The organism is Variovorax sp. V15, from assembly GCF_041154425.1.
Lineage (GTDB): Bacteria > Pseudomonadota > Gammaproteobacteria > Burkholderiales > Burkholderiaceae_C > Variovorax > Variovorax guangxiensis.
Genome location: NZ_AP028659.1, coordinates 4,280,780 through 4,307,351, shown reverse-complemented (window position 1 = coordinate 4,307,351; position 26,572 = coordinate 4,280,780). Strand labels below are relative to the sequence as shown.

The following is a 26,572-nucleotide window of genomic DNA, read 5'->3' as shown; positions in this document are numbered from 1 at the left end:
GCCTTAGACTGCGCGGCCCCTATCGATATAACGACAACAGACAGAAGGCACAAGGCAGCGATGTTCTCCAGACTGCGCGCCGACATCCGGTGCATCCTCGAACGCGACCCGGCCGCCCGAAGCGCCTGGGAAGTGATCACGGTCTACCCCGGCTTCCACGCCGTGGTGCTGCATCGCTGGGCGCACGCCTGTTGGACCCATGGCTTCAAGTGGCCCGCGCGCGCCATCGCGCACTGGGCCCGCTGGCTGACCGGCATCGAGATCCACCCCGCGGCCAAGATCGGCGAGCGCGTGTTCTTCGACCACGCCATGGGCGTCGTCGTCGGCGAGACGGCCGAGATCGGCGACGGCTGCACCATCTACCAGGGCGTGACGCTGGGCGGCACCTCGCTCTACAAGGGCACCAAGCGGCATCCGACGCTGGGGCGCGACGTGGTCGTGAGCGCCGGGGCCAAGGTGCTGGGCGGCTTCGTGGTGGGCGACGGCGCCAAGATCGGCAGCAACGCGGTGGTCATCAAGCCGGTGCCGGCCGGCGCGACGGCGGTGGGCATCCCGGCGCGGATCATCCCCTCGAAGGCCGGCGAGAGCGCCGACGTGGCCACGCCGCAGAAGTTCTCTGCCTACGGCATCACGCAGGACGACGATCCGCTGAGCCAGGCCATGCGCAGCCTGATCGAAAACGCATCGAGCCAGGAACACCAGATCGCGCTGCTGTGGCAGGCCATCGAGAAGCTCTCGGCGCAGCCCGGCAGCAAGGACTGCGTGCCGGGCGACGCGGCGCGCGACGAGAGCTTCGAGGCCGACAAGCTCTCGCAGCTCATCGGCAAGTAGCTGGCTGAAGGGGCCGCGTCCGCGCGGCCCTTCCGGTGCTCAGCGCGCAGCTTCGAGCTGCGTCACCGTCGGCTTGCCTTTCACGACCTCCACATGGAACCGGACCTTGTCGCCGGGCTTGAGCGGGTCGAGCATCTTTCGGTCGGCCACGTCGAAGCCCATGGTCATCGCCGGCATCGCGAGGTTGGGGATGTCGCCGTGCTTCAGCACGATCAGCCCCTTGGCCGCATCGATCTTCTGAACTACAGCGTCGGTCATCATGGCGCCAGCCTGCTGCCCGGCCGCCGGCATCTTCATGGACGACATGTCGTCCTTCGACATTTGGGCCTGGGACTGGGCCTGGGCCTGGGCGACGGCCGCAGATGCGGCGAGCAGCGCGAATGCGAGAGGGTGCAAGACTTTCATTGAGTGACTCCTTGGTCGGGTTGGTTGGAAACGAAGGGAAGCGAAACGGAAGATGAATGGCTGCGAGCCGAACGCCGGCGCAGCAGGTACCAGGCGGCCGGAACGACCAGCATGCTCAGCAGCGGCGCCGTGACCATGCCGCCCACCATCGGCGCAGCGATGCGGGTCATGACCTCCGAGCCGGTGCCGCTGCCCCAAAGGATGGGCAGCAGGCCCGCCATCACGACGGCCACGGTCATGGCCTTGGGCCGCACGCGCAGCACGGCGCCTTCGCGGATCGCGGCGAGCAGGGTCCGGTCGTTCATCGGCTCCCCGGCCTCGAGGCGGCGCGCCAGCGCGTTCTTCAGGTAGACCAGCATCACCACGCCGAACTCGGCCGCCACGCCGGCCAGTGCGATGAAGCCCACGGCCGTGGCCACCGAGATCGAATGGCCCAGCGCCCAGATCAGCCAGAAGCCGCCGACCAGCGAGAACGGCACGGCCGCCATGACCAGGGCCGCGTCGACGAAGGACCTGAAGAGCACATACAGCAGCACGAAGATGACCGCCAGCGTGACCGGCACCACCAGCTTCAGCCGCTCGGTCGCGCGCTCCAGGTACTCGAACTGGCCGGACCACGACACCGCGTAGCCGGCCGGCATCTGCACGGCCTTGCCGATCGCGGCCTGCATGTCGTTGACGGCGGAGCGCAGGTCGCGGCCGCGCACGTCGACGTAGACCCAGCCCGACAGCCGCGCGTTCTCGCTGCGCAGCATCGGCGGGCCGTCCTCGACAGTGATCCGCGCGACATCGCCCAGCAGCAGCTGCGCGCCCTTGGCGGTCACGAAGGGCAGCTGCCGCAGCCGCTCCAGCGAGTCGCGGATCTCGCGCGGGTAGCGCACGTTGATGGGGTAGCGCTCGCGGCCCTGGATGACCTCGCCCACGTTCTCGCCGCCGATGGCGGTGGAAACCACCGCCTGCACCTCGGCCACCGAGAGCCCGTAGCGCGCGGCCGCGATCCGGTCGACGTCGACATCGATGTAGCGCCCGCCCGTGAGCCGCTCCGCCAGCGCCGAGGACACGCCCGGCACGCCCTTGACCGCCGCCTCGATCCGCGTGGTCAGCGCGTCGATGGTGGCCAGGTCGGCCCCTGCCACCTTGATGCCCACCGGGCTCTTGATGCCCGTGGCCAGCATGTCGATGCGGTTGCGGATGGGCGGTACCCACACATTGCTCAGGCCCGGCACCTTGACCGCGCGGTCCAGCTCCTCGACCAGCCTGTCGGGCGTCATGCCGGTGCGCCATTGCGAGCGGGGCTTGAACTGGATGGTGGTCTCGAACATCTCCAGCGGCGCGGGGTCGGTCGCCGTGTCCGCGCGGCCGGCCTTGCCGAACACGCTGGCGACCTCGGGCACCGTCTTGATCATGCGGTCTGTCTGCTGCAGCAGCTCGGAGGCCTTCGACACCGACAGCCCCGGCAGCGCGGAGGGCATGTACAGCAGGTCACCCTCGTCCAGCGGCGGCATGAACTCGCCGCCCAGCCGAGCCAGCGGCACGGCGGTCAGCGCCAGCACCGCTGCGGCGACGGCGAGCGTGCCCTTGGGAAAGCGCAGCACCAGCTCCAGCGCGGGTCGGTACACGGCCATCAGGAAGCGGTTCACCGGATTGGCGCCTTCATGCGGGATGCGTCCGCGCACCAAGTAGCCCATGAGCACCGGGATCAGCGTGACCGAAAGGCCGGCGGCGGCAGCCATCGCATAGGTCTTGGTGAAGGCCAGCGGCGAGAAGAGTCGCCCCTCCTGCGCTTCCAGCGAGAACACCGGCACGAAGGACAGCGTGATCACCAGCAGCGAGAAGAAGAGGGCGGGCCCGACCTCCACGGAGGCGTCGGCCACCAGCCGCCAGCGCTCCGCCGTCGTGGGCTGGCGGCCCTGCGCCGTCTCGAAGGCCTCGATGTGCTTGTGCACGTTCTCGACCATCACGATGGCCGCGTCCACCATCGCGCCGATGGCGATCGCGATGCCGCCCAGCGACATGATGTTGGCGTTGACCCCCTGCCAGTGCATGACGATGAAGGCCGCCAGCACGCCGACCGGCAAGGCAACCACCGCCACGAGCGCGGAGCGCAGGTGGAACAGGAACACCGCGCAGACCAGCGCCACCACGACGAATTCCTCGATCAGCTTGCCGCGCAGGTTCTCCACCGCGCGATCGATCAGCAGCGACCGGTCGTAGGTCGGCACGATCTCCACGCCCGGCGGCAGGCTGGGCTTGAGCGTGGCCAGCTTCGCCTTCACGGCCTCGATGGTGGAGCGGGCGTTCTTGCCCGAGCGCATGACGATCACGCCGCCGGCCACTTCGCCTTCGCCGTCGAGTTCGGCGATGCCGCGGCGCATCTCGGGGCCGATCTGCACGTTAGCCACGTCGCGCAGCAGCACCGGCGTCGCTCCCGTCACCGAGAGCGGAATCGAGCGGAAGTCGTCCAGCGAGCGGAGGTAGCCGCGCGAACGCACCATGTACTCGGCCTCGGCGAACTCGACCACCGAGCCGCCCGATGCCTGGTTGGCCTTCTGCAGCGCCTCCACCACGGTCGACTGCGTGATGCCGAGCGCGCGCATGCGGTCGGGGTCGAGCACCACCTGGTACTGGCGCACCATGCCGCCGATGCTCGCGACTTCGGCCACGTCGGGCACGGTCTTGAGCTCGAACTTCAGGAACCAGTCGTTCAGTGCGCGCAGCTGCCCGATGTCGCGCTTGCCCGTGCGGTCGACCAGCGCGTACTCGTAGACCCAGCCCACGCCCGTGGCGTCGGGCCCCAGCGAGGCGTTGGCGCCCGCCGGAAGCCTGCTCTGCACCTGGTTGAGGTACTCGACGACGCGCGAGCGGGCCCAGTACGGGTCGGTCTTGTCGTCGAACAGCACGTAGACGAAGGAATCGCCGAAGAAGGAGTAGCCGCGCACCGTTCTTGCACCGGGCACGCTGAGCATGGTGGTGGTCAGCGGGTAGGTGACGAGGTCTTCCACCACCTGGGGCGACTTGCCGGGAAAGGGCGTGCGGATGATGACCTGCGTGTCCGACAAATCGGGCAGCGCATCGAGCGGCGTGCGGGCCACGGACCACCAGCCCGCGGCCACGAGGAACAGGGTGGCGATCAGCACCAGGAAGCGGTTGCCGACCGACCAGCGGATGAGGGCGGCGATCATTGTTTGGCGCCTCTTTCCACGCGCTGGACCGTGACCAGCTCATAGCCCGTCGGCCCGCCTTCCCTGAACTCGAAGCGGACCTGGTCGCCCGGCCTGATCTCCGCGAAAGCGCCCGGCGATGCCTTGGCGAAGCCCATCGTCATCGACGGCCACTTGAGCGTCGCGACGGGGCCGTGCGAGATCGTGATGCCGTCGGGGTCCACGCTCTCGACCTTGCCTTCGGCCTTGTGGACGGCCGGAGTTGGTGCTGCTGCCGCTTCGGGCGTCGGCACCGGCGCGGACGCAGCCATGTTGCCGAGCACGGAGCGCAGCCGCGCCTCCGAGTCGATCAGGAACTGGCCGCTGGCGACCACCTGCTCGCCTTCGCTCAGGCCCGACAGCACTTCGGTGTCCTCGCCCTGGTCCGCGCCCGGCGACACCTCGCGCGGCTCGAAGGCGCCGTCGGCCTTGCGCACGATGACGACGGCGCGCTTGCCGGTGCGGATGACGGCCTCGGAGGGCACGACCAGCCGTGTGTCCGTCGACGCGGGGCCGGCCACCTGCAGGCGCAGCAGCATGCCGGGCGTCAGCGCTCCGTTTCTGTTGTCGACTTCGAAGCGGGCCTTCAGCGTGCGGGTCGAGCCGTCGATTTCGGGAAGGATCTCGTCGAGCGTTCCGTCGAATGTCCGGGCGGCGTCGGCCTGGAGCACCGCCTTGATCTTCTGGCCGCGCGCGAGGCGCACCGCCTGCGCTTCCGGAATTTCGGCGACCGCCCAGATCTTCTCGAGGCCCGCGATGCGAAACAGCGTCATGCCGGGCGTGACGGCCACGCCTTCGCGCACGCCCAGTTCGGCCACCACGCCGTCGGACGGCGCGGAGAGTACGTAGCGCGCCTGCGCCGTGCCGGTCTGCTCGCTGCGGCGGACGAGCTCGTCGGGGATGGACATGGCCCGCATGCGCTCGCGTGCGGCGGCGACCAGATCGGGCGCGACGCCCGATCTCTTGAGGGCGAGGAACTCGTTCTGCGGCCCGAGCCATTCCGGCGCGAAGACGGTCGCCAGCGCCTGCCCCTTGCGCACGCGCTCCATCGGCGCGCGCACCGACAGGCGCTCGACGTAGCCGGCCACGCGCGTCTGCACGGCGACGTTGAGGCGCTCGTCGAATCGGACGGTGCCGAGCGCATCGAAGGAGGTGGAGCCTTGCGTCTTCCGCACGCTGGCGTAGCGGATGCCGAGGTTCCGCTGAACGCCGGGGCTCACCTGCACGCCGCTGCTGGCCGGGCCCGTCGAACTGTCTTCGTACATGGGGACCAACTGCATGTCCATGAACGGCGACTTGCCGGGCTTGTCGAAGCGCGGGCCGGGCACCATGGGGTCGTGCCAGTAGAGGACCTTGCGGCCGTCCGTCGTGGATGTGGCGGCCGGTGTGTTCGCGGGCTGGGCCGTCTTGCGGCCCAGGAGAAAGGCGCCTGTTGCGAGCAGCAAGGCTGCCAGCAGCGACGCGACGATCATGCGGGTTCTGTTCATTGCGTCACCTCTGCTGTGAGTGGCCGGTAGGCCAGTTGGATCTGTGTCTTTGCAAGGTCGCGCTGAAGCGCCAGCAGCTTGCGCTGTGCCTCGACTTCGGCATGCCGCGCCTCGAACAGCGCAACGAGGCTGCCCTGGCCCGACCGGTAGGAGGCTGTCGCGGCAGCCGTTCTCTGGCTGGCGGGAGCGACGACGGCGCTGCGGTAGCGGTCGATGCGCTGCTCCAGGCGCTGCGCGTCGCTGCGCAGCGAGCGGTATTCGGCGGTCGCGGCCCGGGAGGCTTCGGCCAGGTCGGCTTCGGCCTTCTCGGCCAGCGCGAGCTTGGCGGCGGTGTCGCGGTCCTGTCGTTCGCCGGGAGCCACCGGCAAGGGGATGCTCACGCCCACCGAGACCATGTCGGAGTAGCCGGTGCGCTGGCCGTAGGAAACTTCCCAGGTCCAGTTGGGCTTGCGTTCGGATGCGGTGACGGCGGCTGCTCGCCGCGCCACCTCGGCCTCACGCTGCATCGCCGCGACCGTGGGGTGAGAGGCGACGTAGCTTTCTTCGGAGGGCTGCGCGATGGTTCCGGGAGGCAGCAATTCCTCAGGCGGCACGCCTACCCATCGCTGGAAAGCGGCGGCTGCGCTGCCTTGCTGCTGGAGGGTCTCGGCTGACTCGTCTTCCGAGACGCCCTTGGCACCTGCGAGCGCGAGCACTTCCTGGCTGCTGGCCGTGGCGGAGGACAGGCGGGCGCGAGCGGCCTCCAGCTCCTCGTGCGCATGGTGCTCCATGAGCCTTGCGAGCTTCAGGCTCTCGCCCGCGTAGAAGGCATCGACATAGGCGAGCGCGGTCTGGCGCCGGGTATCGGCGGCGGCAGCCTGGACCAGCACGGTTTCTCGCTCGACCGAGGCATCGGCGGCGGCCTGGCGCGCGGCGCGCTTCTCGGCGGAAAGCCACTCCTGGCTGATGCCGATGCGCTTCATCGTCATCGAGTCGCGGGTGGTGCGAAAGCGATCGGGCCCGGTCGCCGGCAGGTTGTCGACGCCGATGCGCAGCGTGGGGTCGGGAAGCTGGGAGGCGGAATGCGCCGACTCCGTCGCGCTCAGTGCGCCAGCGCGGGCGGCGCGGGTGGTTTCGGAGCGCCGGGCCGCAAGCTGCAGCGCCGCCTCCAGGGACATGGGAGATATGGGAGCCGCCGTCGCAAGGTACGGCAGCAGCGCAACGGCCAGCACGGCCGCGCGCGAAAAGGGAATGGACATGAAAACTCCGCGGACGAACGAGGTGATCGCTGGCAGGCGGACGAGCCGCGCCAGCACCGGTCAGTCGACGGAGATTTCAGACGCGCAGTCTGAGCGTGGAGAGAAAGACGGGATCGGGCGGCGGATGCTGCCGCTCGGGAACGGCCTGCCGCGGAAGCTCAAGGCCTTCGGACGCCAGCACCACGGGCATGACCACGAGCTGCACGATGGCGGGCAGCGACGGGGTGGCGAGCTTGACGGGCTCGAACGAGAGCGACATGTCGGCCGCGTGCTGGAAGCACAGAACCGGCTGCGCCATGTCCATGCCCTCGCAGGGGGCGCCGGTGGCCATCATCTCGGCCATCGAGTCGGTGTCAGGGGTGCCGGGGCACACATAGCTCGCCAGTGCCAGCTGCGAGAAAAGCAGCGACAGGACCACGAGGAACGCGGTCAGGCAGCGATGGAGGGAGTGCCGGCGGGACATGTCGGGCATGTATTTCGGGCGTGGAGTGTAGCGCCGCGGAATTGCCCCGGGGGAGCGAGGGTGGTGGCCCGGGGGCTCCAGCCCGAACTTCAGCCCGAACGCTTGGCCGTGCCGTGCAGCGAACCGTGCACGTGGCCCGCGTGCTGCCCGAAGCTCTCGGGTGCCAGCGCGGTGGTGTCCAGCTCCTGCAGGATGCCGCAGGCGTTCGCCGATTCGGGGCCGCAGCACTGCTGGCGCAGCGCCTTCAGCTGCTTCTCGAGCGTCTTCAGCTCGGCGATGCGCGCGGCCACGTGGCCGATGTGGTCGTCCAGCAGCTGGTTGACCTCGCCGCAGTCTTCCTGCGGCGCATCGCGGAATTTGAGCAAGCTGCGGATCTCGTCCAGCGTCATGTCCAGCGAGCGGCAGCGGCGGATGAAGCCCAGGCGCTGGGCATGGTCTTCGTCGTAGATGCGGTAGTTGCCCTCGGTGCGCGCGGGCTCGGGCAGCAGCCGCTCGCGCTCGTAGTACCGGATGGTTTCGACCGGCGTGTTCGCGACCTTGGCCAGTTCACCGATTTTCATGATGCGGCAAATGAACGAGTGGGAATGAGTGATTGACTCTACACCTGCTTCAGGGTTTCCAATCGATTCCATGACGAACCAGAACGCCTTGAACCCGACCGTGCCGCGCGCGCATGCGCACTCTCATCCGCATCCGCATGCCCATGAAGAGGGGCATGGTCACACGCACGAGCATACGCAGCCGAAGGCGGCCGATGCGTGCTGCGGCTGCAGCGCAAGCAGCCACTCGGCGATCCCCCTGGCGCCCGATGTGAGCGATGTCTCCACCGGCGCGTTGCTCTTTCGCATTCCCACCATGGACTGCGCGGTGGAAGAGTCCGAAATCCGCCGTGCGCTGGAGCCCATCCCGGGCGTCAAGGCGCTGCGCTTCCGTCTCGGCGAGCGCACCATGGCCATCACCACCGACGACGGCGTGCTGCCCGAAGCGCTGGCTGCCATCCGCAAGGCGGGTTTCAAGCCCGAGCCGCTGAATGCACCGGGCGCGCAGGCAGCCCCGGCAGCGCCCGCGAAGATCGCCGGCATGAGCGCCGGGCTCGCGCGGCTGGTCGCGGCGTTGGTGCTGGCGATCGCGGCCGAGTCGGTCTCGTTCATGGGGCTGGAGGGCCGGGGCTTCATGGTGTTCGAGATGGCGCTGGCGCTGGGTGCCATCGGCCTCGCGGGCCTCGACACCTACAAGAAGGGCTTCGCGGCGCTGGTGCGCGGGCGCCTGAACATCAACGCGCTGATGGCGGTGGCCGTCACCGGCGCATTCATCATCGGCCAGTGGCCCGAGGCCGCGATGGTGATGGCGCTCTACGCCATTGCCGAGCTCATCGAGGCCCGCGCCGTGGACCGCGCGCGCAACGCCATCCAGAGCCTGCTGGCGCTCGCACCCGAGCAGGCGGAGGTGAAGCAGGCCGATGGCAGCTGGAAGACGGTGATGGCGAGCGAGGTGCCGCTGCAGGCCATCGCGCGCATCCGCCCCGGCGGTCGCGTGCCGCTGGACGGCATCGTCACCGAAGGCTCCAGCGCGATCGATCAGGCGCCGGTCACCGGCGAGAGCATTCCGGTCGACAAGACCATCGGCGATCAGGTGTTCGCGGGCACCATCAACCAGACGGCCGCGCTGGAGTTCCGCGTGACGGCCGTGGCCGCCAACACCACGCTCGCGCGCATCATCCACGCGGTCGAGGAAGCCCAGGGCTCGCGCGCGCCCACGCAGCGCTTCGTCGACAGGTTCGCCGCCATCTACACGCCCACCGTCTTCGTGCTGGCGCTGGCCATCGCGGTGTTCACTCCCTTCTTCATGGACTGGACCTGGCTGCAGGCCATCTACAAGGCGCTGGTGCTGCTGGTCATCGCCTGCCCGTGCGCGCTGGTCATCTCCACGCCGGTGACGGTGGTGAGCGCGCTGGCTTCGGCCGCGCGGCGCGGCATTCTCATCAAGGGCGGCACCTACCTCGAAGAGGCGCGCAAGCTCAAGGCCGTGGCGCTGGACAAGACAGGCACCATCACCGAAGGCAAGCCGAAGCTGGTGGAGTCGTCGCTGATCGGCGAATCCTCGGGCAACGAGGCGGCCGTGTTCGCCGTGGCTGCGAGCATTGCCGGCCGGTCCGATCACCCGGTGTCGAAGGCCATCGCCGAGGGGCTGAAGGGACCGCAGGGCGAGGTCGCCGACTTCACCGCGCTGCCCGGCCGCGGCGTGCAGGCCGCGCATGCGGGGCAGGTCTACGTGCTGGGCAACCACCGGCTGATCGAGGAGCGCGGCCTTTGCACGCCCTCGCTCGAAGCCGAACTCGAGCGACACGAGGAAGCCGGCCGCACCGTCACGCTGCTGGCTTCGGACAAGGCCGTGCTCGCGCTCTTCGCGGTGGCCGACACCATCAAGGAATCGTCGCAGGCGGCGGTGGCCGAGCTGCGCGCGCTGGGCGTCGTGCCCGTGATGCTCACCGGCGACAACACCGCCACCGCCAGGACCATCGGCGCTCATGCCGGCATCGAGGACGTGCGCGGCAACCTGCTGCCCGAGGAGAAGCTCGACGCCGTCAAGGCCATGCAGCAGCGCTACGGCGCCGCAGCGATGACCGGCGACGGCATCAACGACGCCCCCGCGCTCGCGCAGGCCGACATCGGCTTCGCGATGGGCGGCGCCGGCACCGACACCGCGATGGAGGCGGCCGACGTGGTCATCATGAACGACGACCTGCGCCGCATCCCCGAAACCATCCGTCTTTCGCGCCGCGCCCACTCGGTGCTCTGGCAGAACATCACGCTGGCGCTGGGTATCAAGGCCGTGTTCTTCGTGCTCGCCGTGTTCGGCAGCGCGACCATGTGGATGGCGGTGTTCGCGGACATGGGCGCCAGCCTGCTGGTGGTGGCGAACGGGCTGCGGTTGATGCGCGCGCAGAAGTGAGCGAGCCTTACCAGCGCGCGGCCCACTTCTCCAGCGGCACGCGCGCCGCGTTGCAGACATAGCTCACAGAGTGATACCAGCCCGCGAGCATCATCAGTTCGATGAGCTGTGCGTGGCTCCAGTGGGCGCGCAGGGCTTCCCACAGCGCGTCGTCGATGTCGCTGGTGTCGTGGAGCTGGTCGACCATCGACACCAGCAGACGGTCGCGTGGGGCGAGCAGCGAGAGATCGTCGTCGGGCGATGCCATCACGCGGCGGTCGGTGTCGTCGAAGCCGGCGGCGTCGGCGAATCCGGTCCAGTGAACGCCCCATTCGTATTCGGCGCCGCAGCGGGCGCAGACCCGCAGGATGACGATCTCGCGTTCCCGCAGGCTGATGGCCGCCTTGCGCCCCAGCAGGTAGCGGCCGAGTTCCATCGTGCGCTCGGCAAGCGCGGGGTTGACGGCCAGCACGCGGAACAGCGCGAGTATTTCGGGCGCCTGCGGCGGCGTCATGCGTGTGAGCAGCTCGCCGATGGGCTCGGGGTAGGGGGCTTCGAGCGGGGGGATGCGCGGGGTGCGCTGTGTGGTGGTGTCGGTCAAGAGGTTGTCTCCTTCGTTGCAACCGGGTTGAAATCGCTACGAAATACGTAGCGGTCGAGCGCAGTCTATCGCTACGGATTGCGTAGCGCAAGCGCGTACACTCGCCTGATCGATCAATGAAGGCTTCGCATGGAAGACGCACAACCCGCCGCATCGCGCCGCCCCGTCATGCGGCTGCTGGAGCAGCTCGGCCGCAAGGGCACGCTGCGCATCCTCTGGGAGCTGCGCGACGGGCAGCCTCAGAGCTTCAGGGCGTTGCGCACGAGCACGGACCAGATGTCGCCCTCGGTGCTGAACGACCGGCTCAAGGAGCTGCGCGCGGTCGGTGTGGTCGAGCTCGCCGTGGCGGGCTATGTGCTGACCGAGGCCGGCGCGGAGCTGGTCAGGCGCCTGCTGCCGCTGAACCAGTGGGCCAACCGCTGGCTCGATGACGCGGCTTCGAACTAACATCGGCCGAAATCCAACTCCCGGCTACCCGATGTCCGTCACTTCGCTCCTGCTGCAGCTCATCGTCATCCTGGTCACTGCGCGTCTTTGCGGCTGGATCCTTCGCCATGTGGGCCAGCCCGGCGTGGTCGGCGAGATGGCCGCGGGCCTGATGCTCGGGCCGGTCGTGATGGGCGCGCTCTTTCCCTCGCTGCACGCGCAGCTGTTCTCGAAGGAGTCGCTGCAGGGGCTCTCCTCGCTTTCCACGCTGGGGCTGGTGCTCTTCATGTTCGTGGTCGGCCTCGAGCTGCGTGCCTCGAAGGGCGTGCGCGAGCAGTTGCGCTCGGCGGGCTACGTGGGCGTGCTGAGCGTGGTCGTGCCCATGGCGCTGGGCATCGCGATCGCACCGGCGCTGCATCCCACGCTCGCGCCGGCAGGTGTCGGCTTCTGGCCCTTTGCTCTTTTCATCGCGGCGGCGCTGTCGATCACCGCCTTTCCGGTGATGGCGCGCATCCTGAAAGACCGCGGCATGACGCGCACGCCCTTCGGCCAGCTCTCGCTGGGCGCGGCTGCCGTGGTCGACGTGTTCGCCTGGATCCTGCTGGCCGTGGTGGTCGCGCTGGTCGGCGCGGGCGAGGGCTACCAGGGGCTGCTGAAGACCACGTTGGGCATGGCGGTGGTGCTAGCGGCGCTGTTCCTCGGGCTCAAGCCGGCCTTCGCGTGGCTGCTGCGCGTCAAGGCGCCCGAAGGCGAGCCCTCGACCACGGTGATGGCGGCGCTGATGATCGGTCTGCTGGCAACTTCGCTGGTCACCGAGTGGCTGCACCTGCATGCGGTGTTCGGCGCCTTCCTGTTCGGCGCCTGCCTGCCGCGCGACGACCGGCTGCTGAAGTCGCTCACCGAGCGCATCGAGCCGATCTCCATCGTGGTGCTGATGCCGCTCTTCTTCGCCCTTGCCGGACTTGGCACCACGGCCAACGCCTTCTCGGGCGCGAGCCTGGGCGCGATGCTGCTGATCGTGGGCGTTGCCACCGTGGGCAAGATCGCCGGCGGCGCGGCCGGCGCGCGCATGGCGGGCTACGGCTGGCGCGACAGCCTGGCCACCGGCTCGCTGATGAACGCGCGCGGGCTGATGGAACTCATCGTGATGAAGATCGGCCTCGACGCGGGGCTGATCGGCCCCGAGCTCTTCACCATGCTGCTGGTGATGGCGCTCGCGACCACCGCGATGACGGGTCCGCTGATCAACCTGTTCATCGGCCGCAAGCAGGCGGTTGCAGCGGACGCCGCGCACGCGAAGCCCTGACTTCCATCAGCGCTTCGCCACGGTGAAGCCGATACGCGTCTCGCCGCCCCGGCTGGCCGCGAACACCCGCCCGCCGTGCATGCGGGCAATGGCTTCCACGATCGACAGACCCAGCCCGTGGTGCCGGGTCGAGCCGTCGCGGGCCTGTGCGGCGCGATAGAAGCGCTCGAACAGGCGGGGCAGGGCGGCGGGGTCGATGGGTTCGCCCTTGTTGACCACGGCCACGGCGAACTCGGTGGCGCTTTCCTCGCCGATCTCGATGCGTATCGTCGAAGCCGGCGCCGCGAAGCGTATGGCGTTGCCCAGCAGGTTGAAGAGCGCGCGACGCAGCAGCGCCGCGTCCACATCGGCCATGGCCTCTCCGCGCACCTCGGCGCGCAGGCCGGCTTCCTCCAGCATGGCGTCGTAGAAGTCGATCACGTCGGTTGCCTGCGCCGCAAGGCTCGCCACCGCCCGCGTGCGCATCGGCGCGCCGCGCTCGGCCTGCGAGAGAAACAGCATGTCGGTGACGATGCCCGAGAGCCGGCCGACCTCTTCCAGGTTGGAGGCGAGCACGGTCTGCAGCTCCTCGTTGCTGCGCGGGCGGGTGAGAGCGAGTTCGGTGGAGCCGATCAGGTTGGCCAGGGGCGTGCGCAGCTCGTGCGCCACATCGGCGTTGAAGGATTCGAGCTGTACATAGGCCCGCTGCACCCGCAGCAGCAGGGCGTTGAACTGGGTGATCCAGGGGCGCAGCTCTTCGGCGAAGTCGCTGGCGTCGATGGGCTGGTTGGCCTTGTCGGGCGCCATCGCGGCGGTGCGCTCGGTCAGCGTCTTGAGCGGCTTCAGGCCCCGGCGCACCAGCCACATGCCGGTGAGAGAGACCAGCGCGGTGCCCAGCACCACGGCGCCCAGCAGCGTCCACGCCAGGCGGCGCAGCAGCTGGGCCTCCTGCGCGGTGTTCACGCCGAGGCGCACCGACAGCTGCGTGGTGGCGCCGGCCTGCGTCCACGGCACCTGCAGGTCGCGCAGCATCCATTTGCCGCCGGTGGCGGGCCTCGATTCGAAGAGCCGCCTGCCGCCGGCGGAGATCGACAGCGTCACGTCGTCCTGCATCGAGAAGAAGTCGTCGAGCTTGTGGCGCAGGAAGACGAGGTCGCCGCCTTTCTCGGCCTCCAGTAGCAGGTGCTCCACCAGCACCGCCTTGTTGGCGAGCTCCTCTTCCTGCTTCTGGCCGAAGTTCCAGGCGGTGACGAGGTAGATGGCGAAGCAGATCACGCTCAGCCCGAACAGGGTCTGCGCGGCGAGCCAGAGGGACAGCCGGCTCTGCAGGGATTGCGGCCGGGCGCTCAAGTCCAGGAGCGGTCTTCCAGCACGTAGCCCATGCCACGCACCGTGTGCAGCAGCTTCACCTCGAAGGGGTCGTCGAGCTTGCTGCGCAGGCGGCGGATGGCCACTTCCACCACATTGGTGTCGCTGTCGAAGTTCATGTCCCACACCTGCTCGGCAAGCGTGGTGCGCGAAAGAATCTGGCCGCGCCGGCGCAGCAGCACCAGCAGCAACGTGAACTCCTTGGCCGTGAGATCCAGCCGCGTGCGGTTGCGCATGCATTTGCGGCTGACCAGGTCGACCTCCAGGTCGGCCAGCCGCAGCACCGTGGAGTCCTGCGGCTTGCCGCGGCGCAGCAGGGCCTGCACGCGCGCCAGCAGCTCGGAGAAAGAGAAGGGCTTGACCAGATAGTCGTCGGCGCCCTGCTGCAGCCCCTGAACGCGGTCTTCGACCTTGTCGCGCGCCGTGAGCACGAGCACCGGCACGTTCTTCGTGCGGCGGATGGCCTGCAGCACCGCAAAGCCGTCGATGCCGGGGAGCATCACGTCGAGCAGGATCAGTGCGTAGTCACCCTCGGTGGCGAGGTACTTTCCCTCGATGCCGTCGCGGGCTATGTCGACGACGTAACCGTTCTCCTCGAGCCCCTTCTTGAGGTAGTCGCCCAGCTTGGGCTCGTCTTCGATGACAAGGATTCGCATCTGCGGATGGTATCGAAGCACTTCCGGTACGGGGGTTACGTTTCGGTAATCCTGCTGACAGACAAAGCCTCGCCCCCCGGTCGTACATTGCGCCGGCCCGCTTCGTTCAGGGCCTGCGCCTTGCAGGGCCATTGCCGAAATGCCCGATGCAGCCCGCCGATATACTTTTTGCCTCCATGCGCCGCTGGTTTCTCATCTTCATGCTCGCCCTGCTGCCGTTCCAGTTCAGCTGGGCGTCGGCATCGGCGTACTGCCAGCATGAGCGCGACACCCGGCCCGACCACTGGGGCCACCACGAAAGCGAAACCCGCGGCACCGACCGCAGCCACAGCGGCGAAGGTGCGCAGAAGAACTCCAGCACCCAGCCCAATGCGGTGGTCGGCGATTGCGCCGTCTGCCACTTCGGCCATGCCCAGCATGCCGATGCGCTGGACGAACCGGTGGCCTCCGTGGCGCGCGTGGCCCAGCCGCTGCGCGCGACGCCCGACGAGCGTTTCGCCTCGCATGTCTCCGACGTTCCGGTCCGCCCCGACTGGTCTCTCGCCTCCTGATTCGGCGAGAGCACACCACCCCCTTCTGATACCCACCATCAGCTAGCCGAGCTCTCGCCGAATTCGTCCGTCCGTTGTTTCGCAACCCAGGAGAATTCGATGCGCACGCTCTTCGTGCCGCTGGCCGTGCTGGCCATGGCGGCGCCCCCGGCTTTTTCGCAGGTCGCTCAGGCCTCCGCCGGAGTCCCCCATTCACAACCCGCGCCGTCCGGTGCGGCCAACACCCGTGTGCAGGAGCCCGCGGGTCCGCTGACCCTTCGCAGCGCCGTCGCCATGGCGATGCGGGCCAACCCCGGCCTGTCCTCCGCATTGCGCGAGCAGGAGGCCACCGAGGGCGCCGTCGTCCAGGCCGGCGCCTGGCCCAACCCCACGCTCGACGTGCAGTTGGAAGACATGCGTCGCGACAACCGCACCACCACGCTGCAGCTGAGCCAGCCCATCGAGCTGGGCGGCAAGCGCTCGGCCCGCGTCACGGCGGCCGAGCGGGCGCGCGACCAGGCGGCCTCGGCGCTGGCTGGGCGCCGCGCCGAGATCCGCGCGGCCACTGTCACAGCCTTCTTCGACGTGCTGACCGCGCAGGAGCGCCTGCGGCTCGCGCAGGATTCGGTAGGCCTCGCGCAGACCGCCACCCGCGCTGCCGCCAACCGCGTGGCTGCCGGCAAGGTCTCGCCGCTGGAGGAAACCAAGGCGCGCGTGGCCGAGGCCGGCATCCGCGTCGAGCTGATGCAGGCCGAGGGCACGCTGCGCTCGGCACGCCAGCAGCTCGCAGCGCTGTGGGGTAATCCCGCTCCCCGCTTCACGCAGGTGGATGGCGCGGTCGATCAGCTGCCGGCGTTAGCTTCGGCGCAGGACATCGCCAGCAGGCTCGCCGATGCACCGGTGGTGCGGCAGGCGCGGCTCGAGGTCGATCGGCGCAAGGCGCTGGCCGATCTGGAGCGCGCCAGGCGCATTCCCGACGTGACCGTCTCGCTGGGCGCCAAGCGCGTGCCGGCTTCCGAGGGCGAGACCGGCAGCAGCCGGCGCAACCAGGTGGTGCTGGGGCTGTCGGTGCCGCTGCCGATCTTCGACACCAACCGGGGCAACGTCGCCGAGGCGCTGAGCCGCGAGGAAAAGGCACGCGACGACCTCGCCGCCGCCGAGCTGCAGCTGGGCACCGACGTGGCCCAGGCCACCGAGCGCCTGCGCTCCGCGCACGCCACCGCCGAGACGCTGCAGCGCGACGCGCTGCCCGGCGCCGAGAGCGCCTACAAGGCCGCCACCAAGGGCTTCGAGCTGGGCAAGTTCAGCTTCCTCGAAGCGCTGGATGCGCAGCGCACGCTGTTCCAGGTGCGCGCGCAGTACCTGCTCGCCCTGGCCGACGCGCACCGCGCCGCGGGAGAGCTCGACCGGCTGCTGGGCAATGAAGGCGACGCGACCACTCCCGCGATGACCACGCCCGTCGCGCACTGACAGGCAAACAAGGAATTCCACAGATCATGAACACAGAAGAACGCAAGACTTTCGCCGAGCGTGTCGGCAAGAAGCAGCTGATCGCCATCGCGGCGGTGCTCGTGCTGGGCGCGGGTGCCGGGGCGCTGATATTGCGCAGCGCGCCAGCCAAGCCCGAGGCGGCCGGCCATTCGGAAGCCGCCGGCCATGGCGACGGCGAGCACCACGAGGAGGGCGGCCACAAGGAAGAGGGCCACAAGGAGGCCAAGGCCGGCGAAGACCATGACCACAACCACGGCGAGGCCAAGGGCCACGGCGACAAGGAGCATCACGCCGAGGAAGGCAAGGGCGAGGCCAAGGCAGCCTCCGGCGAAACCAGAGGCGAAGAGAAGTCCGCCGCCCACAAGGAAGACGAGGAAAAGATCGCCTTCACCGACGAGCAGATCAAGGCTGCCGACATCGCCATCGAGAGCGCCGGCCCCGCGCGCATCAAGCTGTCGCTGCAGCTGCCCGGCGAGATCAAGTTCAACGAAGACCGCACGGCGCATGTGGTGCCGCGCGTGGCGGGCGTGGTCGACAGCGTGCCGGCCAATCTGGGCCAGGAGGTCAAGCGCGGCGAGGTGCTCGCGGTGCTGTCGAGCCCGGGGCTCTCTGAGCAGCGCAGCGAGCTGCAGTCGGCGCAGCGCCGGCTGGAGCTGGCCCGCACGACGTATGAGCGCGAGAAGAAGCTGTGGGAGGAGAAGATCTCGCCGCAGCAGGACTACCTGCAGGCCGAGCAGGCCATGCAGGAGGCGCGCATCGCCGTGGCCAACGCCAACCAGAAGCTGCTGGCGCTGGGCGCCACGCCCGGCTCGTCGGCGCTGGGCCGCTACGAGCTGCGCGCGCCCTTCGACGGCATGGTGGTCGAGAAGCACATCTCGCTCGGCGAATCGGTGGGCGAGGCGGTCAACGTCTTCACCATCTCCGACCTGTCGACCGTGTGGGCCGAGATCAGCGTGGCCGCCAGCAACCTGAACCTGGTGCGCGTCGGCGAGCAGGTGAAGATCCGCTCCAGCGCCTTCGACCAGACCGCGACCGGCAAGGTCTCGTACGTGGGCTCGCTGATCGGCGCGCAGACGCGCACCGCCACGGCGCGCGTCACGCTGACCAACCCCGACCGCATCTGGCGCCCGGGCCTCTTCGTGAATGTCGAGCTGGTGGCCTCGGAGACCGAGGCGCCCGTGACGGTCGCGGCCGACGCGGTGCAGACCGTGGAAGACAAGCCCACCGTGTTCCTGCGCGTGCCCGGCGGCTTCCTGCCGCAGCACGTGCAGACAGGCCGCAGCGACGGCAAGCGCGTCGAGATCGTCGGCGGGCTGAAGCCCGGCGCGGCGTATGCGGCCAGCGGCAGCTTCGTCGTGAAGTCGCAGCAGGGCAAGAGCTCGGCCACGCACACCCACTGAGGAAGCCCGCATGTTCGAACGAATCATCCGCTTCTCCATCGAGCAGCGCTGGCTGGTGCTGCTCGCCGTGTTCGGCATGGCGGCGCTGGGCATCTTCAGCTACCAGAAGCTGCCCATCGACGCCGTGCCCGACATCACCAACGTGCAGGTGCAGATCAACACCGCCGCGCCCGGCTACTCCCCGCTGGAGACCGAGCAGCGCGTGACCTATCCGATAGAGACCGTCATGGCCGGCCTGCCGGGCCTGCAGCAGACGCGCTCGCTCTCGCGCTACGGCCTCTCGCAGGTCACGGTGATCTTCAAGGACGGCACCGACATCTACTTCGCGCGCCAGCTCGTCAACGAGCGCATACAGTCCGCGCGCGAGAGCATGCCGCGCGGCATCTCGCCGGTGATAGGGCCGATTTCCACCGGCCTGGGCGAGATCTATCTCTGGACCGTCGAGGCGGAGGAGGGCGCGAAAAAGGCCGACGGCAAGCCGTATTCGCCCACCGACCTGCGCGAGATACAGGACTGGATCATCAAGCCGCAGCTGCGCAACGTGCCGGGCGTGACCGAGATCAACTCCATCGGCGGCTTCGCCAAGGAGTTCCAGATCGCGCCCGACCCGGCCAAGCTGCTGGCCCACGGCCTGACCATGGGCGATATCGTGCTCGCGCTGGAGCGCAACAACGCCAACGTGGGCGCGGGCTACATCGAGAAGCGCGGCGAGCAATACCTCATTCGCGCGCCGGGGCAGGTGAAGTCGGCCGAGGACATCGGCAATGTCATTCTGGGCAACGCCAACGGCATTCCGCTGCGCGTGCAGGACGTGGCCGAGGTCGGCATCGGCCGCGAGCTGCGCACGGGTGCTGCCACCGACAACGGCCGGGAGGTGGTACTGGGCACGGTGTTCATGCTGATCGGCGAGAACAGCCGCACCGTGTCGCAGGCCGTCGACAGGAAGATGCAGGAAATCAACCGCACGCTGCCCGCCGGCGTGAAGGCTGTGACGGTGTACGACCGCACGGTGCTGGTCGACAAGGCCATCGCCACGGTGAAGAAGAACCTGTTCGAGGGCGCGGTGCTGGTCATCGCGATCCTGTTCCTGTTCCTCGGCAACATCCGCGCGGCGATCATCACGGCGCTCGTCATTCCGCTGTCGATGCTCTTCACCTTCACCGGCATGGTGAACCAGAAGGTCAGCGCCAACCTCATGAGCCTGGGCGCGCTGGACTTCGGCATCATCATCGACGGAGCGGTGGTGATCGTGGAGAACTGCGTGCGAAGGCTGGCCCACGCGCAGGCCCACAAGGGCAGGCCGCTCACGCGCAGCGAGCGCTTCCATGAAGTGTTCGCTGCCTCTCAGGAGGCGCGGCGCGCGCTGTTGTTCGGCCAGCTGATCATCATGATCGTGTACCTGCCGATCTTTGCGCTCACGGGTGTCGAGGGCAAGCTGTTCCACCCGATGGCCTTCACCGTGGTGATCGCGCTGCTGGGCGCGATGGTTTTGTCGATCACCTTCATTCCCGCTGCCGTGGCGCTCTTCATCGGCAACAAGGTCAGCGAGAAGGAAAACCGCTTGATGCTGTGGGCCAAGCGCGCCTACGAGCCGCTGCTGGCGCGCGTGATGGCGGCCAAGCCGCTGGTCATCACCTTCGCCGCCGTTGCCGTGGTGCTGTCGGGCCTGCTGGCCACGCGCCTGGGCACGGAGTTCGTGCCCAGCCTGAGCGAGGGCGACTTCGCCATCCAGGCGCTGCGAATTCCGGGCACCAGCCTGACGCAATCGGTCGAGATGCAGAAGCAGCTCGAGCGCACGCTGAAGACGAAGTTTCCGGAGATCGAGCGCGTGTTCGCGCGCACCGGCACGGCCGAGATCGCCTCCGACCCGATGCCGCCGAACATCTCCGACGGCTACATCATGCTCAAGCCCGAGAGCGAGTGGCCCACGCCGAAGCGCTCGCGCGCCGAGGTGCTCGCGGCGGTGCAGGAAGAAGTGGAGAAGCTGCCGGGCAACAACTACGAGTTCTCGCAGCCCATCCAGCTTCGCTTCAACGAGCTGATCTCGGGCGTGCGCAGCGACGTGGCCGTGAAGATCTTCGGCGACGACATGGACGTGCTGAACAAGACAGCGGCCGAGGTCTCGGGCGTGCTCAACGGCATTGCCGGTGCGGCGGAGGTGAAGATCGAGCAGACCACCGGCCTGCCGATGCTCACGGTGAACATCGACCGCACCAAGACCGCGCGCTACGGCCTCAACGTGGGCGACGTGCAGGACGCCATCTCCGCCGCCGTGGGCGGGCGCGAGGCGGGCACGCTGTTCGACGGCGACCGGCGCTTCGACATCATCGTGCGCCTGCCCGAGGAGCTGCGCACCGACCTTGAGGCCATCAAGCGCCTGCCCGTGGCCCTGCCCAAGGGCGCGGGCGCCGAGGGCCTGCGCACCAGCTTCATTCCGCTGGGCGAGGTGGCCACGCTGGATATCGCGCCCGGCCCCAACCAGGTGAGCCGCGAGGACGGCAAGCGCCGCATCGTGGTCAGCGCCAACGTGCGCGGGCGCGACCTCGGCTCCTTCGTGGCCGAAGCCGAGGAGGCGATGGGCAAGGTGAAGATCCCCACCGGCTACTGGACCGTGTGGGGCGGCCAGTACGAGAACCTCGCCTCGGCCACGCAGCGGCTGCAGATCGTGGTGCCGGTGTCGCTGCTCCTGGTGTTCACGCTGCTGTTCGCGATGTTCGGCAACATCAAGGACGGGCTGCTGGTGTTCACCGGCATCCCGTTCGCGCTCACGGGCGGCATCGTGGCGCTGTGGATGCGCGGCATTCCGCTGTCGATCTCTGCGGCGGTGGGCTTCATCGCGCTGTCGGGCGTGGCGGTGCTCAACGGGCTGGTGATGATCTCCTTCATCCGCAACCTGCGAGAGGGCGGCCTGCCGCTGGACGCCGCCATCCGCGAAGGCGCGCTCACTCGGCTGCGGCCGGTGCTGATGACGGCGCTGGTCGCCTCGCTGGGCTTCGTGCCGATGGCCATCGCCACAGGCACCGGCGCCGAGGTGCAGCGGCCGCTGGCCACGGTGGTGATCGGCGGTATCCTGTCGTCGACCGCGCTGACGCTGCTGGTGCTGCCGCTGCTCTACCGCATCGCCCACCGGCGCGACGAGGAAGAGGAGAAGGCGCAGCAACAGGCGATCGGCGCGCCGCCCGATCCTTCGGCCCCTTCACTGCGAGGCTCCCATGGCACATGAGCATGCGCACGCCACCGGCGGCAACGAGAAGGCACTGCGCTGGGCGCTGCTGCTGACCTCGGTCTACCTCGTCGCCGAGGTGGTGGGCGGGCTGGTGTCGGGCAGCCTCGCGCTGCTGTCCGATGCCGCGCACATGTTCACCGACACGGTGGCGCTGGCGATCTCGCTGGCCGCCATCTGGATCGGGAAGCGGCCGGCGGACCGGCGGCGCACCTTCGGCTACTACCGCTTCGAGATCCTGGCGGCGGTGCTCAACGCGGTGCTGCTGTTCTTCGTGGCGATCTACGTGCTGTACGAGGCGTACCGGCGCATCTCGGCGCCGGCCGAGATCCAGTCGACCACGATGCTGCTGGTGGCCGCAGGCGGGCTGGTGGTCAACCTCATCGGCATGCGGCTGCTGGCCTGCGGCAAGGACCGGAGCCTCAACGTGAAGGGCGCGTACCTGGAGGTGTGGGCCGACATGCTGGGCTCCATCGGCGTGATCGTCGGCGCCATCGTCATTCGCTACACGGGCTGGGGCTGGGTCGACTCGGTGATCGCCGTGGCCATCGGCCTCTGGGTACTGCCGCGCACCTGGCGCCTGCTGCGCGAAAGTCTCAACGTGCTGCTCGAAGGCGTGCCCGACGAGGTGGACCTGCCCGCGGTCGAGAGCGCGCTGCTGGGCGGCGAGGGCGTCGCGAGCCTGCACGACCTGCACGTGTGGGCGCTGTCCAGCGGCAAGGTGAGCCTGAGCGTGCACGTGGTGTGCACGCCGGAGGTGGGCGACCTGGCGCCGCTCACGCAGCGGCTGCGCGCGATGCTGGCCGAGCGCTTCGATATCCACCATTCGACCGTGCAGGCTGAACGGGTGCCCTGCGAGCAGGCGGCCGACACGCACGGTTTCGGGGCGGTGAAGGGGCGGTGAGGGCCCAGAGCGGGGGTTGGGCCGATTTTTTGGAAGAAAGAGCGATCCGGCTGTCACAAGCGCGTGCGGCCGGACGTCTTGCAGGCGAGGGCGGCCATCGGGGGCGCCCCTTCGCACTCCTTGCACTCTTTCTTGACCAAGGAATCGACCATGAAGATCGCCATCATCGGAGGCTCCGGCCTCATCGGCTCCAGGCTCGCCGCCCGCCTGCGCGAGGCCGGCCACGACGTCGTCGCCGCATCGCCCTCCACGGGCGTCAACACCCTCACCGGCGAGGGCCTGGACGAGGCGCTCGCGGGCGCCCGCGTCGTCGTCGACGTGGCGAATTCGCCCTCGTTCGAGGACCAGGCGGCGCTCGACTTCTTCGCGACAGCGGGGCGCAACCTGCTCGCGGCCGAGGTGAAGGCCGGCGTGGCGCATCACATCGCGCTGTCGGTGGTCGGCACCGCGCGCCTGCTCGACAGCGGCTACTTCCGCGCCAAGCAGCTCCAGGAAGACCTGATCGAGGCCTCGCCCGTGCCCTACACCATCGTGCAGGCCACGCAGTTCTTCGAGTTCGTGGGCGCCATCGCGGCGTCGGGCGTGCAGGACGGCGTGGCTCGGCTTTCGGACGCGCTCATCCAGCCGATGGCGTCCGACGACGTGGCGGCGGCGCTGGCCGAGGTCGTGACCGAGCTGCCGGCGCGCGGCCGGATCGAGATCGCCGGGCCCGAGGCCTTGCCGCTCGACGCGCTGGTGCGCCGCTTCTTCGCGGCGACGGGCGATGCCCGGAAGGTCGTGACCGACCCCGGCGCACGCTACTTCGGCGTGCAGCTCGACGACCGTTCGCTGACGCCCGGATCGAACCCGCGCCTGGGCACGATCCGCTTCGACGAGTGGCTGGCGCGGCGCGCGGCGGCCTGAGCGAGGAGGAACACAGCCACCGGCCGTTTCAGCCTGCGGGGGACGGCTGTTGGACAATCGCGTCCGGACTACCTCCCCATGCACGCAGATCGATGAGCAGCCGCTACGACAACAAGTCTTTCACCCAGACGAAGGCCGAGCCGCGCGCCCCGCAGCGCCGCAGGGTCCACGGCGGCTCGCCGGCGCAGCCGCCGATGGCCTTCGACGTGGGTTACGGCTCGGCACCTCCCGCCGCGCCGGCGCGGACCTGGCGCTCGACGGTGGTCGGCATCGCTATAGGCTTCGGCATCGTGCTCGCCTTCGCCATGAAGTGGCTCATGAGCTACCAGATCGATAGCGCCGAGGAACGGCGCGTTCAGCAGAAGGCCGTGCGCGCGGCCGCTGCGCGCTGCTACGGGCTGGCGTCGAACGCCGCCATCAACGCCTGCCTGAAGGACGTCGAGGCGAAGAGCGCGCAGGCGGCGCAATGAGCAACAGGCTCAGCGGGCTCGAATGGCCGACTTGGGCCTGAAGGCCTTGCAGACGGAATCGTCGGTCTCGAGATAGGGCCCGCCGATCAGGTCGATGCAGTAGGGCACGGCCGCGAAGATGCCCGGCACCACCTGCACGCCCTCGGTGTCCTTCAGCCCTTCGAGCGTTTCCGCGATCGACTTGGGCTGGCCGGGCAGGTTGATGATCAGGCTCTTGTCACGGATCACCGCCACCTGCCGCGAGAGGATCGCGGTGGGCACGAAGCGCAGGCTGATCTGGCGCATCTGCTCGCCGAAGCCCGGCATTTCCTTGTGCGCCACGGCCAGCGTGGCCTCGGGCGTCACGTCGCGCAGGGCGGGGCCGGTGCCACCGGTGGTCAGCACCAGGGAGCAGCCGGCGTCGACCAGCTCGATCAGCGTGGCGCTGATGCGTTCCGCCTCGTCGGGAATCAGCCGGGGTTCGAACTCGATGGGGTTCTTCAGCGCCCGGCCCAGCCATTCCTTCAGCGAGGGCAGGCCCTTGTCCTCGTAGGTGCCGCTGGAGGCGCGGTCGCTGACGGAGACGATGCCGATGCGCACCGGATCGAATGCAGCCTCGCTCATGCGTCTTCTTCCCGGTCCTGGGCTGCCGCTGCGGCGGCATGGTCGGCGCCGCCGTGCACGGCCAGCTGGGCGCGCACTACCTGGAACACCTCGCGATAGGCCTTGCCCTGGCGCGGCGCCTCGCCGGCGGGGCCGGCCTTCATGTCCTTGCGGGCCTGGCGCACCAGGGCGCGAAGCTGCTGGGCGTCGGTGGCGGGGTGGGTTTCGATCCAGCCGCCGAGGGCGTCGTCGTCGGCAATCAGCCTGTCGCGCCAGCGCTCGGCCTCGTGCAGGGCGGCGACTTCGGCGGCCGGCACGGTGTTCTGCTCTGCCAGGGCCCGCTTCACGGCCTCCAGCGCCTCGGGCTCCAGCTTGCGCATGAGCTTTCCGACGTACTGCATCTGGCGGCGCTTGCCCTCGAAATTGGTGATCCGTTTGGCTTCGGCGATGGCCTCGACCAGCTTCTCGTCGAGCTGGAGCGCGTCGAACAGGCCGGCGCGTAGGGTGAGCAGCTCGGCGCCCAGCTTCTGCAGTTCTTCGCTTTCGCGCTTCAGATCGGTGCGGCTGGCGTCGTCGGAGCCCTTGAGCTCGCGCTTGAGCTCGAGGTCGAGCTCGCTGCCTTCGGCCACGAAATGGCCGCGGACGTAATAGCCTTTTTTGGGTTTGCGGGACATGGGAGGGATTCTGGGCCGCGCCTTGCGGCGTTGCAACGCGTGCAATGCGCAGCGGGAAGCTGCTGAAAACGGGAAATGGGGGGCGCAAGTATCATAGCCACCACATGACGACATCCTCCTCGCGCGCCGATTCCGGCTTCGCCTACAGCCGCTCCTTCTTCGAAAACCTGGTCGACACCGCCCTGGCGCACGCCAAGCGGCTGGGTGCCACCGACGCCGGGGCCGAGGCCTCCGAGGGCTGCGGCCTGAGCGTTTCGGTGCGCAAGGGCGAGCTGGAGAACGTCGAGCGCAACCGCGACAAGTCGCTGGGCGTCACGGTCTACGTGGGCCACCGCCGCGGCAATGCCAGCACCTCCGATTTCTCCGAGGCGGCCATCGCCCAGACGGTGCAGGCGGCCTACGACATCGCCCGCTTCACCGCCGAAGACCCCGTGAGCGGCCTGCCGGACGAGGAAGACATCGCCAAGGAGCACCCCGAGCTCGACCTGTTCCACCCCTGGGACGTGACCAGTGAGCAGGCCGCGAAGCTGGCCCTGGAATGCGAAGAGGCCGCCCTGTCGACCGACAAGCGCATCACCAACAGTGAGGGCGCGGGCGTCTCGGCCCAGCAGAGCCACTTCTTCAGCGCCCACACGCACGGTTTCAGGGGCGGCTACGCCAGCTCGCGGCACTCCATCTCGGTGGCGCCCATCGCCGGCAAGGGCGACGACATGCAGCGCGACGCCTGGTACAGCTCCATGCGCTCGGCCGACGAACTGGCCAGCCCGCAGGCCGTAGGCCGCTACGCCGCCGAACGCGCGCTCAGCCGCCTGAAGTCGCGCAAGATCAAGACCGTCGAATGCCCGGTGCTCTTCGAGTCGCCGCTGGCCGTGGGCCTGCTGGGCTCGCTGGTGCAGGCCGTGAGCGGCGGATCGCTGTATCGCAAGAGCACATTCCTGCTCGACTCGCTGGGCAAGCCCGTGCTGCCCGCGCACGTCGACGTGGCCGAAGACCCGCACCTGTTGCGCGGCAAGGGCAGCGCCCCCTTCGACGACGAAGGCGTGACCACCCGGGCGCGCAAGGTGGTCGATGCCGGCCGCCTCGAGGGCTACTTCCTCTCGACCTACTCGGCGCGCAAGCTGGGCATGAAGACCACCGGCAACGCCGGCGGCTCGCACAATCTGACGCTGAGCTCGCGCCTGACGAAGCACACCGACGACCTCGACGCCATGCTCGCCAAGCTGGGCACCGGGCTCTTCGTGATCGAGCTGATGGGGCAGGGCGTGAACTACGTGACCGGCGACTACTCGCGCGGCGCCAGCGGCTTCTGGGTGGAGAAGGGCAAGATCGCCTTCCCGGTACAGGAGATCACGATCGCCGGCAACCTGAAGGACATGCTGCTGGGTATTGAAGCCATCGGGGCCGATGCCTACACTTTCGGCGCCAAGACCACGGGGTCGGTCCTGGTGAACCGCATGAAGGTCGCCGGCGCCTGAAGGCTGCGCCGCCGGCCTGCGCGCGAAGG

The 26,572-nt window shown here is 68.9% G+C and carries 23 protein-coding genes; 12 read left to right on the top strand and 11 right to left on the bottom strand.

The annotated features are described in order from the left end of the window. Nucleotides 1-27 precede the first annotated feature (27 nt). Nucleotides 28-831, top strand: coding sequence for a serine O-acetyltransferase (gene cysE, locus ACAM57_RS20450; protein ID WP_338067686.1), 804 nt, complete (start codon nt 28-30; stop codon nt 829-831). A 39-nt stretch (nt 832-870) separates the two neighbouring features. On the opposite strand, the gene ACAM57_RS20445 is transcribed toward cysE, so the two are convergent. From ACAM57_RS20445 to cadR, 6 genes are all read right to left on the bottom strand, one after another. Next, the gene (locus tag ACAM57_RS20445; RefSeq protein WP_369658684.1) at nt 871-1,236 is read right to left on the bottom strand and encodes a copper-binding protein; all 366 of its coding nucleotides are present in this window, start codon (nt 1,234-1,236) and stop codon (nt 871-873) included. Then, complete coding sequence (locus ACAM57_RS20440; protein ID WP_369658683.1) at nt 1,233-4,418, bottom strand: efflux RND transporter permease subunit; 3,186 nt, start codon at nt 4,416-4,418, stop codon at nt 1,233-1,235. The genes ACAM57_RS20445 and ACAM57_RS20440 overlap by 4 nt, the downstream gene beginning before the upstream one ends. Then, a complete protein-coding gene (locus ACAM57_RS20435) occupies nt 4,415-5,923 on the bottom strand; it encodes an efflux RND transporter periplasmic adaptor subunit (protein WP_369658682.1) in 1,509 nt (502 codons plus the stop codon). The genes ACAM57_RS20440 and ACAM57_RS20435 overlap by 4 nt, the downstream gene beginning before the upstream one ends. Then, entirely contained in the window at nt 5,920-7,161 is a 1,242-nt protein-coding gene (locus ACAM57_RS20430; RefSeq protein ID WP_184636444.1) for a TolC family protein, read from the bottom strand. The genes ACAM57_RS20435 and ACAM57_RS20430 overlap by 4 nt, the downstream gene beginning before the upstream one ends. Nucleotides 7,162-7,237: 76 nt before the next feature. Continuing rightward, on the bottom strand, nt 7,238-7,633 hold the full coding sequence (locus ACAM57_RS20425; RefSeq protein ID WP_369658681.1) for a hypothetical protein: 396 nt from the start codon (nt 7,631-7,633) through the stop codon (nt 7,238-7,240). Nucleotides 7,634-7,713: 80 nt separating this feature from the next. Next, complete coding sequence (gene cadR / locus ACAM57_RS20420) at nt 7,714-8,184, bottom strand: Cd(II)/Pb(II)-responsive transcriptional regulator (RefSeq protein WP_369658680.1); 471 nt, start codon at nt 8,182-8,184, stop codon at nt 7,714-7,716. Nucleotides 8,185-8,254: 70 nt separating this feature from the next. Here cadR and ACAM57_RS20415 point away from each other — a divergent pair, with 70 nt between their 5' ends. Further along, nucleotides 8,255-10,576 carry a heavy metal translocating P-type ATPase gene (locus ACAM57_RS20415; RefSeq protein WP_369658679.1) on the top strand — a complete coding sequence of 774 codons (2,322 nt, stop codon included), beginning with the start codon at nt 8,255-8,257 and terminating at the stop codon, nt 10,574-10,576. 7 nt (nt 10,577-10,583) lie between these two features. Here the strand turns inward: ACAM57_RS20415 and ACAM57_RS20410 are convergent, their stop codons facing one another. Beyond that, nucleotides 10,584-11,156: a carboxymuconolactone decarboxylase family protein gene (locus ACAM57_RS20410; RefSeq protein ID WP_369658678.1), complete on the bottom strand. Its 573-nt coding sequence runs from the start codon at nt 11,154-11,156 to the stop codon at nt 10,584-10,586. A 129-nt stretch (nt 11,157-11,285) separates the two neighbouring features. Between ACAM57_RS20410 and ACAM57_RS20405 the strand changes: the two genes are divergently transcribed. Beyond that, nucleotides 11,286-11,603: a winged helix-turn-helix transcriptional regulator gene (locus tag ACAM57_RS20405; protein WP_369658677.1), complete on the top strand. Its 318-nt coding sequence runs from the start codon at nt 11,286-11,288 to the stop codon at nt 11,601-11,603. A 31-nt stretch (nt 11,604-11,634) separates the two neighbouring features. After that, entirely contained in the window at nt 11,635-12,888 is a 1,254-nt protein-coding gene (locus ACAM57_RS20400; protein ID WP_184636454.1) for a cation:proton antiporter, read from the top strand. A gap of 6 nt (nt 12,889-12,894) precedes the next feature. Here ACAM57_RS20400 and ACAM57_RS20395 read toward each other — a convergent pair whose 3' ends face one another. Next, nucleotides 12,895-14,217, bottom strand: a complete 1,323-nt coding sequence (locus ACAM57_RS20395; RefSeq protein WP_184636456.1) for a heavy metal sensor histidine kinase — start codon at nt 14,215-14,217, stop codon at nt 12,895-12,897. Then, nucleotides 14,214-14,891 carry a heavy metal response regulator transcription factor gene (locus ACAM57_RS20390; protein WP_126018189.1) on the bottom strand — a complete coding sequence of 226 codons (678 nt, stop codon included), beginning with the start codon at nt 14,889-14,891 and terminating at the stop codon, nt 14,214-14,216. The genes ACAM57_RS20395 and ACAM57_RS20390 overlap by 4 nt, the downstream gene beginning before the upstream one ends. A 176-nt stretch (nt 14,892-15,067) precedes the next feature. On the opposite strand from ACAM57_RS20390, the gene czcI reads away from it, so the two are divergent. From czcI to ACAM57_RS20355, 7 genes are all read left to right on the top strand, one after another. Further along, a complete protein-coding gene (gene czcI, locus ACAM57_RS20385) occupies nt 15,068-15,442 on the top strand; it encodes a cation efflux protein, CzcI family (RefSeq protein ID WP_369658676.1) in 375 nt (124 codons plus the stop codon). A gap of 99 nt (nt 15,443-15,541) precedes the next feature. Further along, nucleotides 15,542-16,891 (top strand): TolC family protein, encoded by a 1,350-nt coding sequence (locus ACAM57_RS20380; protein WP_369658675.1) that lies wholly within the window; start codon nt 15,542-15,544, stop codon nt 16,889-16,891. 26 nt (nt 16,892-16,917) lie between these two features. Beyond that, nucleotides 16,918-18,312, top strand: coding sequence for an efflux RND transporter periplasmic adaptor subunit (locus tag ACAM57_RS20375; RefSeq protein WP_369658674.1), 1,395 nt, complete (start codon nt 16,918-16,920; stop codon nt 18,310-18,312). Nucleotides 18,313-18,322: 10 nt separating this feature from the next. After that, a complete protein-coding gene (locus tag ACAM57_RS20370; protein ID WP_369658673.1) occupies nt 18,323-21,535 on the top strand; it encodes a CusA/CzcA family heavy metal efflux RND transporter in 3,213 nt (1,070 codons plus the stop codon). Then, the gene (locus ACAM57_RS20365; RefSeq protein ID WP_369658672.1) at nt 21,525-22,439 is read left to right on the top strand and encodes a cation diffusion facilitator family transporter; all 915 of its coding nucleotides are present in this window, start codon (nt 21,525-21,527) and stop codon (nt 22,437-22,439) included. Before ACAM57_RS20370 ends, ACAM57_RS20365 begins: the two co-directional genes overlap by 11 nt. Before the next feature lie 150 nt (nt 22,440-22,589). After that, on the top strand, nt 22,590-23,342 hold the full coding sequence (locus ACAM57_RS20360; RefSeq protein WP_369658671.1) for an SDR family oxidoreductase: 753 nt from the start codon (nt 22,590-22,592) through the stop codon (nt 23,340-23,342). Nucleotides 23,343-23,434: 92 nt separating this feature from the next. After that, the gene (locus ACAM57_RS20355) at nt 23,435-23,812 is read left to right on the top strand and encodes a hypothetical protein (protein WP_369658670.1); all 378 of its coding nucleotides are present in this window, start codon (nt 23,435-23,437) and stop codon (nt 23,810-23,812) included. 9 nt (nt 23,813-23,821) lie between these two features. Here ACAM57_RS20355 and mog read toward each other — a convergent pair whose 3' ends face one another. Then, complete coding sequence (mog, locus tag ACAM57_RS20350) at nt 23,822-24,415, bottom strand: molybdopterin adenylyltransferase (protein WP_184636469.1); 594 nt, start codon at nt 24,413-24,415, stop codon at nt 23,822-23,824. Next, nucleotides 24,412-25,068, bottom strand: coding sequence for a ribosome biogenesis factor YjgA (gene yjgA, locus ACAM57_RS20345; protein WP_369658669.1), 657 nt, complete (start codon nt 25,066-25,068; stop codon nt 24,412-24,414). Before yjgA ends, mog begins: the two co-directional genes overlap by 4 nt. Before the next feature lie 104 nt (nt 25,069-25,172). Between yjgA and pmbA the strand changes: the two genes are divergently transcribed. After that, nucleotides 25,173-26,543: a metalloprotease PmbA gene (gene pmbA / locus ACAM57_RS20340; protein ID WP_369658668.1), complete on the top strand. Its 1,371-nt coding sequence runs from the start codon at nt 25,173-25,175 to the stop codon at nt 26,541-26,543. Nucleotides 26,544-26,572: the final 29 nt, after the last annotated feature.

What these genes read in the sequence shown, in the direction of transcription:
- ACAM57_RS20435 (WP_369658682.1), bottom strand. Translation starts at nt 5,923, where the DNA reads ATGAACAGAACCCGCATGATCGTCGCGTCGCTGCTGGCAGCCTTGCTG.
- ACAM57_RS20380 (WP_369658675.1), top strand. Translation starts at nt 15,542, where the DNA reads ATGCGCACGCTCTTCGTGCCGCTGGCCGTGCTGGCCATGGCGGCGCCC.
- ACAM57_RS20405 (WP_369658677.1), top strand. Translation starts at nt 11,286, where the DNA reads ATGGAAGACGCACAACCCGCCGCATCGCGCCGCCCCGTCATGCGGCTG.
- ACAM57_RS20360 (WP_369658671.1), top strand. Translation starts at nt 22,590, where the DNA reads ATGAAGATCGCCATCATCGGAGGCTCCGGCCTCATCGGCTCCAGGCTC.
- ACAM57_RS20440 (WP_369658683.1), bottom strand. Translation starts at nt 4,418, where the DNA reads ATGATCGCCGCCCTCATCCGCTGGTCGGTCGGCAACCGCTTCCTGGTG.
- czcI (WP_369658676.1), top strand. Translation starts at nt 15,068, where the DNA reads ATGCGCCGCTGGTTTCTCATCTTCATGCTCGCCCTGCTGCCGTTCCAG.
- ACAM57_RS20445 (WP_369658684.1), bottom strand. Translation starts at nt 1,236, where the DNA reads ATGAAAGTCTTGCACCCTCTCGCATTCGCGCTGCTCGCCGCATCTGCG.
- mog (WP_184636469.1), bottom strand. Translation starts at nt 24,415, where the DNA reads ATGAGCGAGGCTGCATTCGATCCGGTGCGCATCGGCATCGTCTCCGTC.
- ACAM57_RS20400 (WP_184636454.1), top strand. Translation starts at nt 11,635, where the DNA reads ATGTCCGTCACTTCGCTCCTGCTGCAGCTCATCGTCATCCTGGTCACT.
- ACAM57_RS20365 (WP_369658672.1), top strand. Translation starts at nt 21,525, where the DNA reads ATGGCACATGAGCATGCGCACGCCACCGGCGGCAACGAGAAGGCACTG.
- ACAM57_RS20370 (WP_369658673.1), top strand. Translation starts at nt 18,323, where the DNA reads ATGTTCGAACGAATCATCCGCTTCTCCATCGAGCAGCGCTGGCTGGTG.
- cadR (WP_369658680.1), bottom strand. Translation starts at nt 8,184, where the DNA reads ATGAAAATCGGTGAACTGGCCAAGGTCGCGAACACGCCGGTCGAAACC.
- ACAM57_RS20375 (WP_369658674.1), top strand. Translation starts at nt 16,918, where the DNA reads ATGAACACAGAAGAACGCAAGACTTTCGCCGAGCGTGTCGGCAAGAAG.
- ACAM57_RS20425 (WP_369658681.1), bottom strand. Translation starts at nt 7,633, where the DNA reads ATGCCCGACATGTCCCGCCGGCACTCCCTCCATCGCTGCCTGACCGCG.
- ACAM57_RS20390 (WP_126018189.1), bottom strand. Translation starts at nt 14,891, where the DNA reads ATGCGAATCCTTGTCATCGAAGACGAGCCCAAGCTGGGCGACTACCTC.
- ACAM57_RS20430 (WP_184636444.1), bottom strand. Translation starts at nt 7,161, where the DNA reads ATGTCCATTCCCTTTTCGCGCGCGGCCGTGCTGGCCGTTGCGCTGCTG.
- ACAM57_RS20415 (WP_369658679.1), top strand. Translation starts at nt 8,255, where the DNA reads ATGACGAACCAGAACGCCTTGAACCCGACCGTGCCGCGCGCGCATGCG.
- pmbA (WP_369658668.1), top strand. Translation starts at nt 25,173, where the DNA reads ATGACGACATCCTCCTCGCGCGCCGATTCCGGCTTCGCCTACAGCCGC.
- yjgA (WP_369658669.1), bottom strand. Translation starts at nt 25,068, where the DNA reads ATGTCCCGCAAACCCAAAAAAGGCTATTACGTCCGCGGCCATTTCGTG.
- ACAM57_RS20355 (WP_369658670.1), top strand. Translation starts at nt 23,435, where the DNA reads ATGAGCAGCCGCTACGACAACAAGTCTTTCACCCAGACGAAGGCCGAG.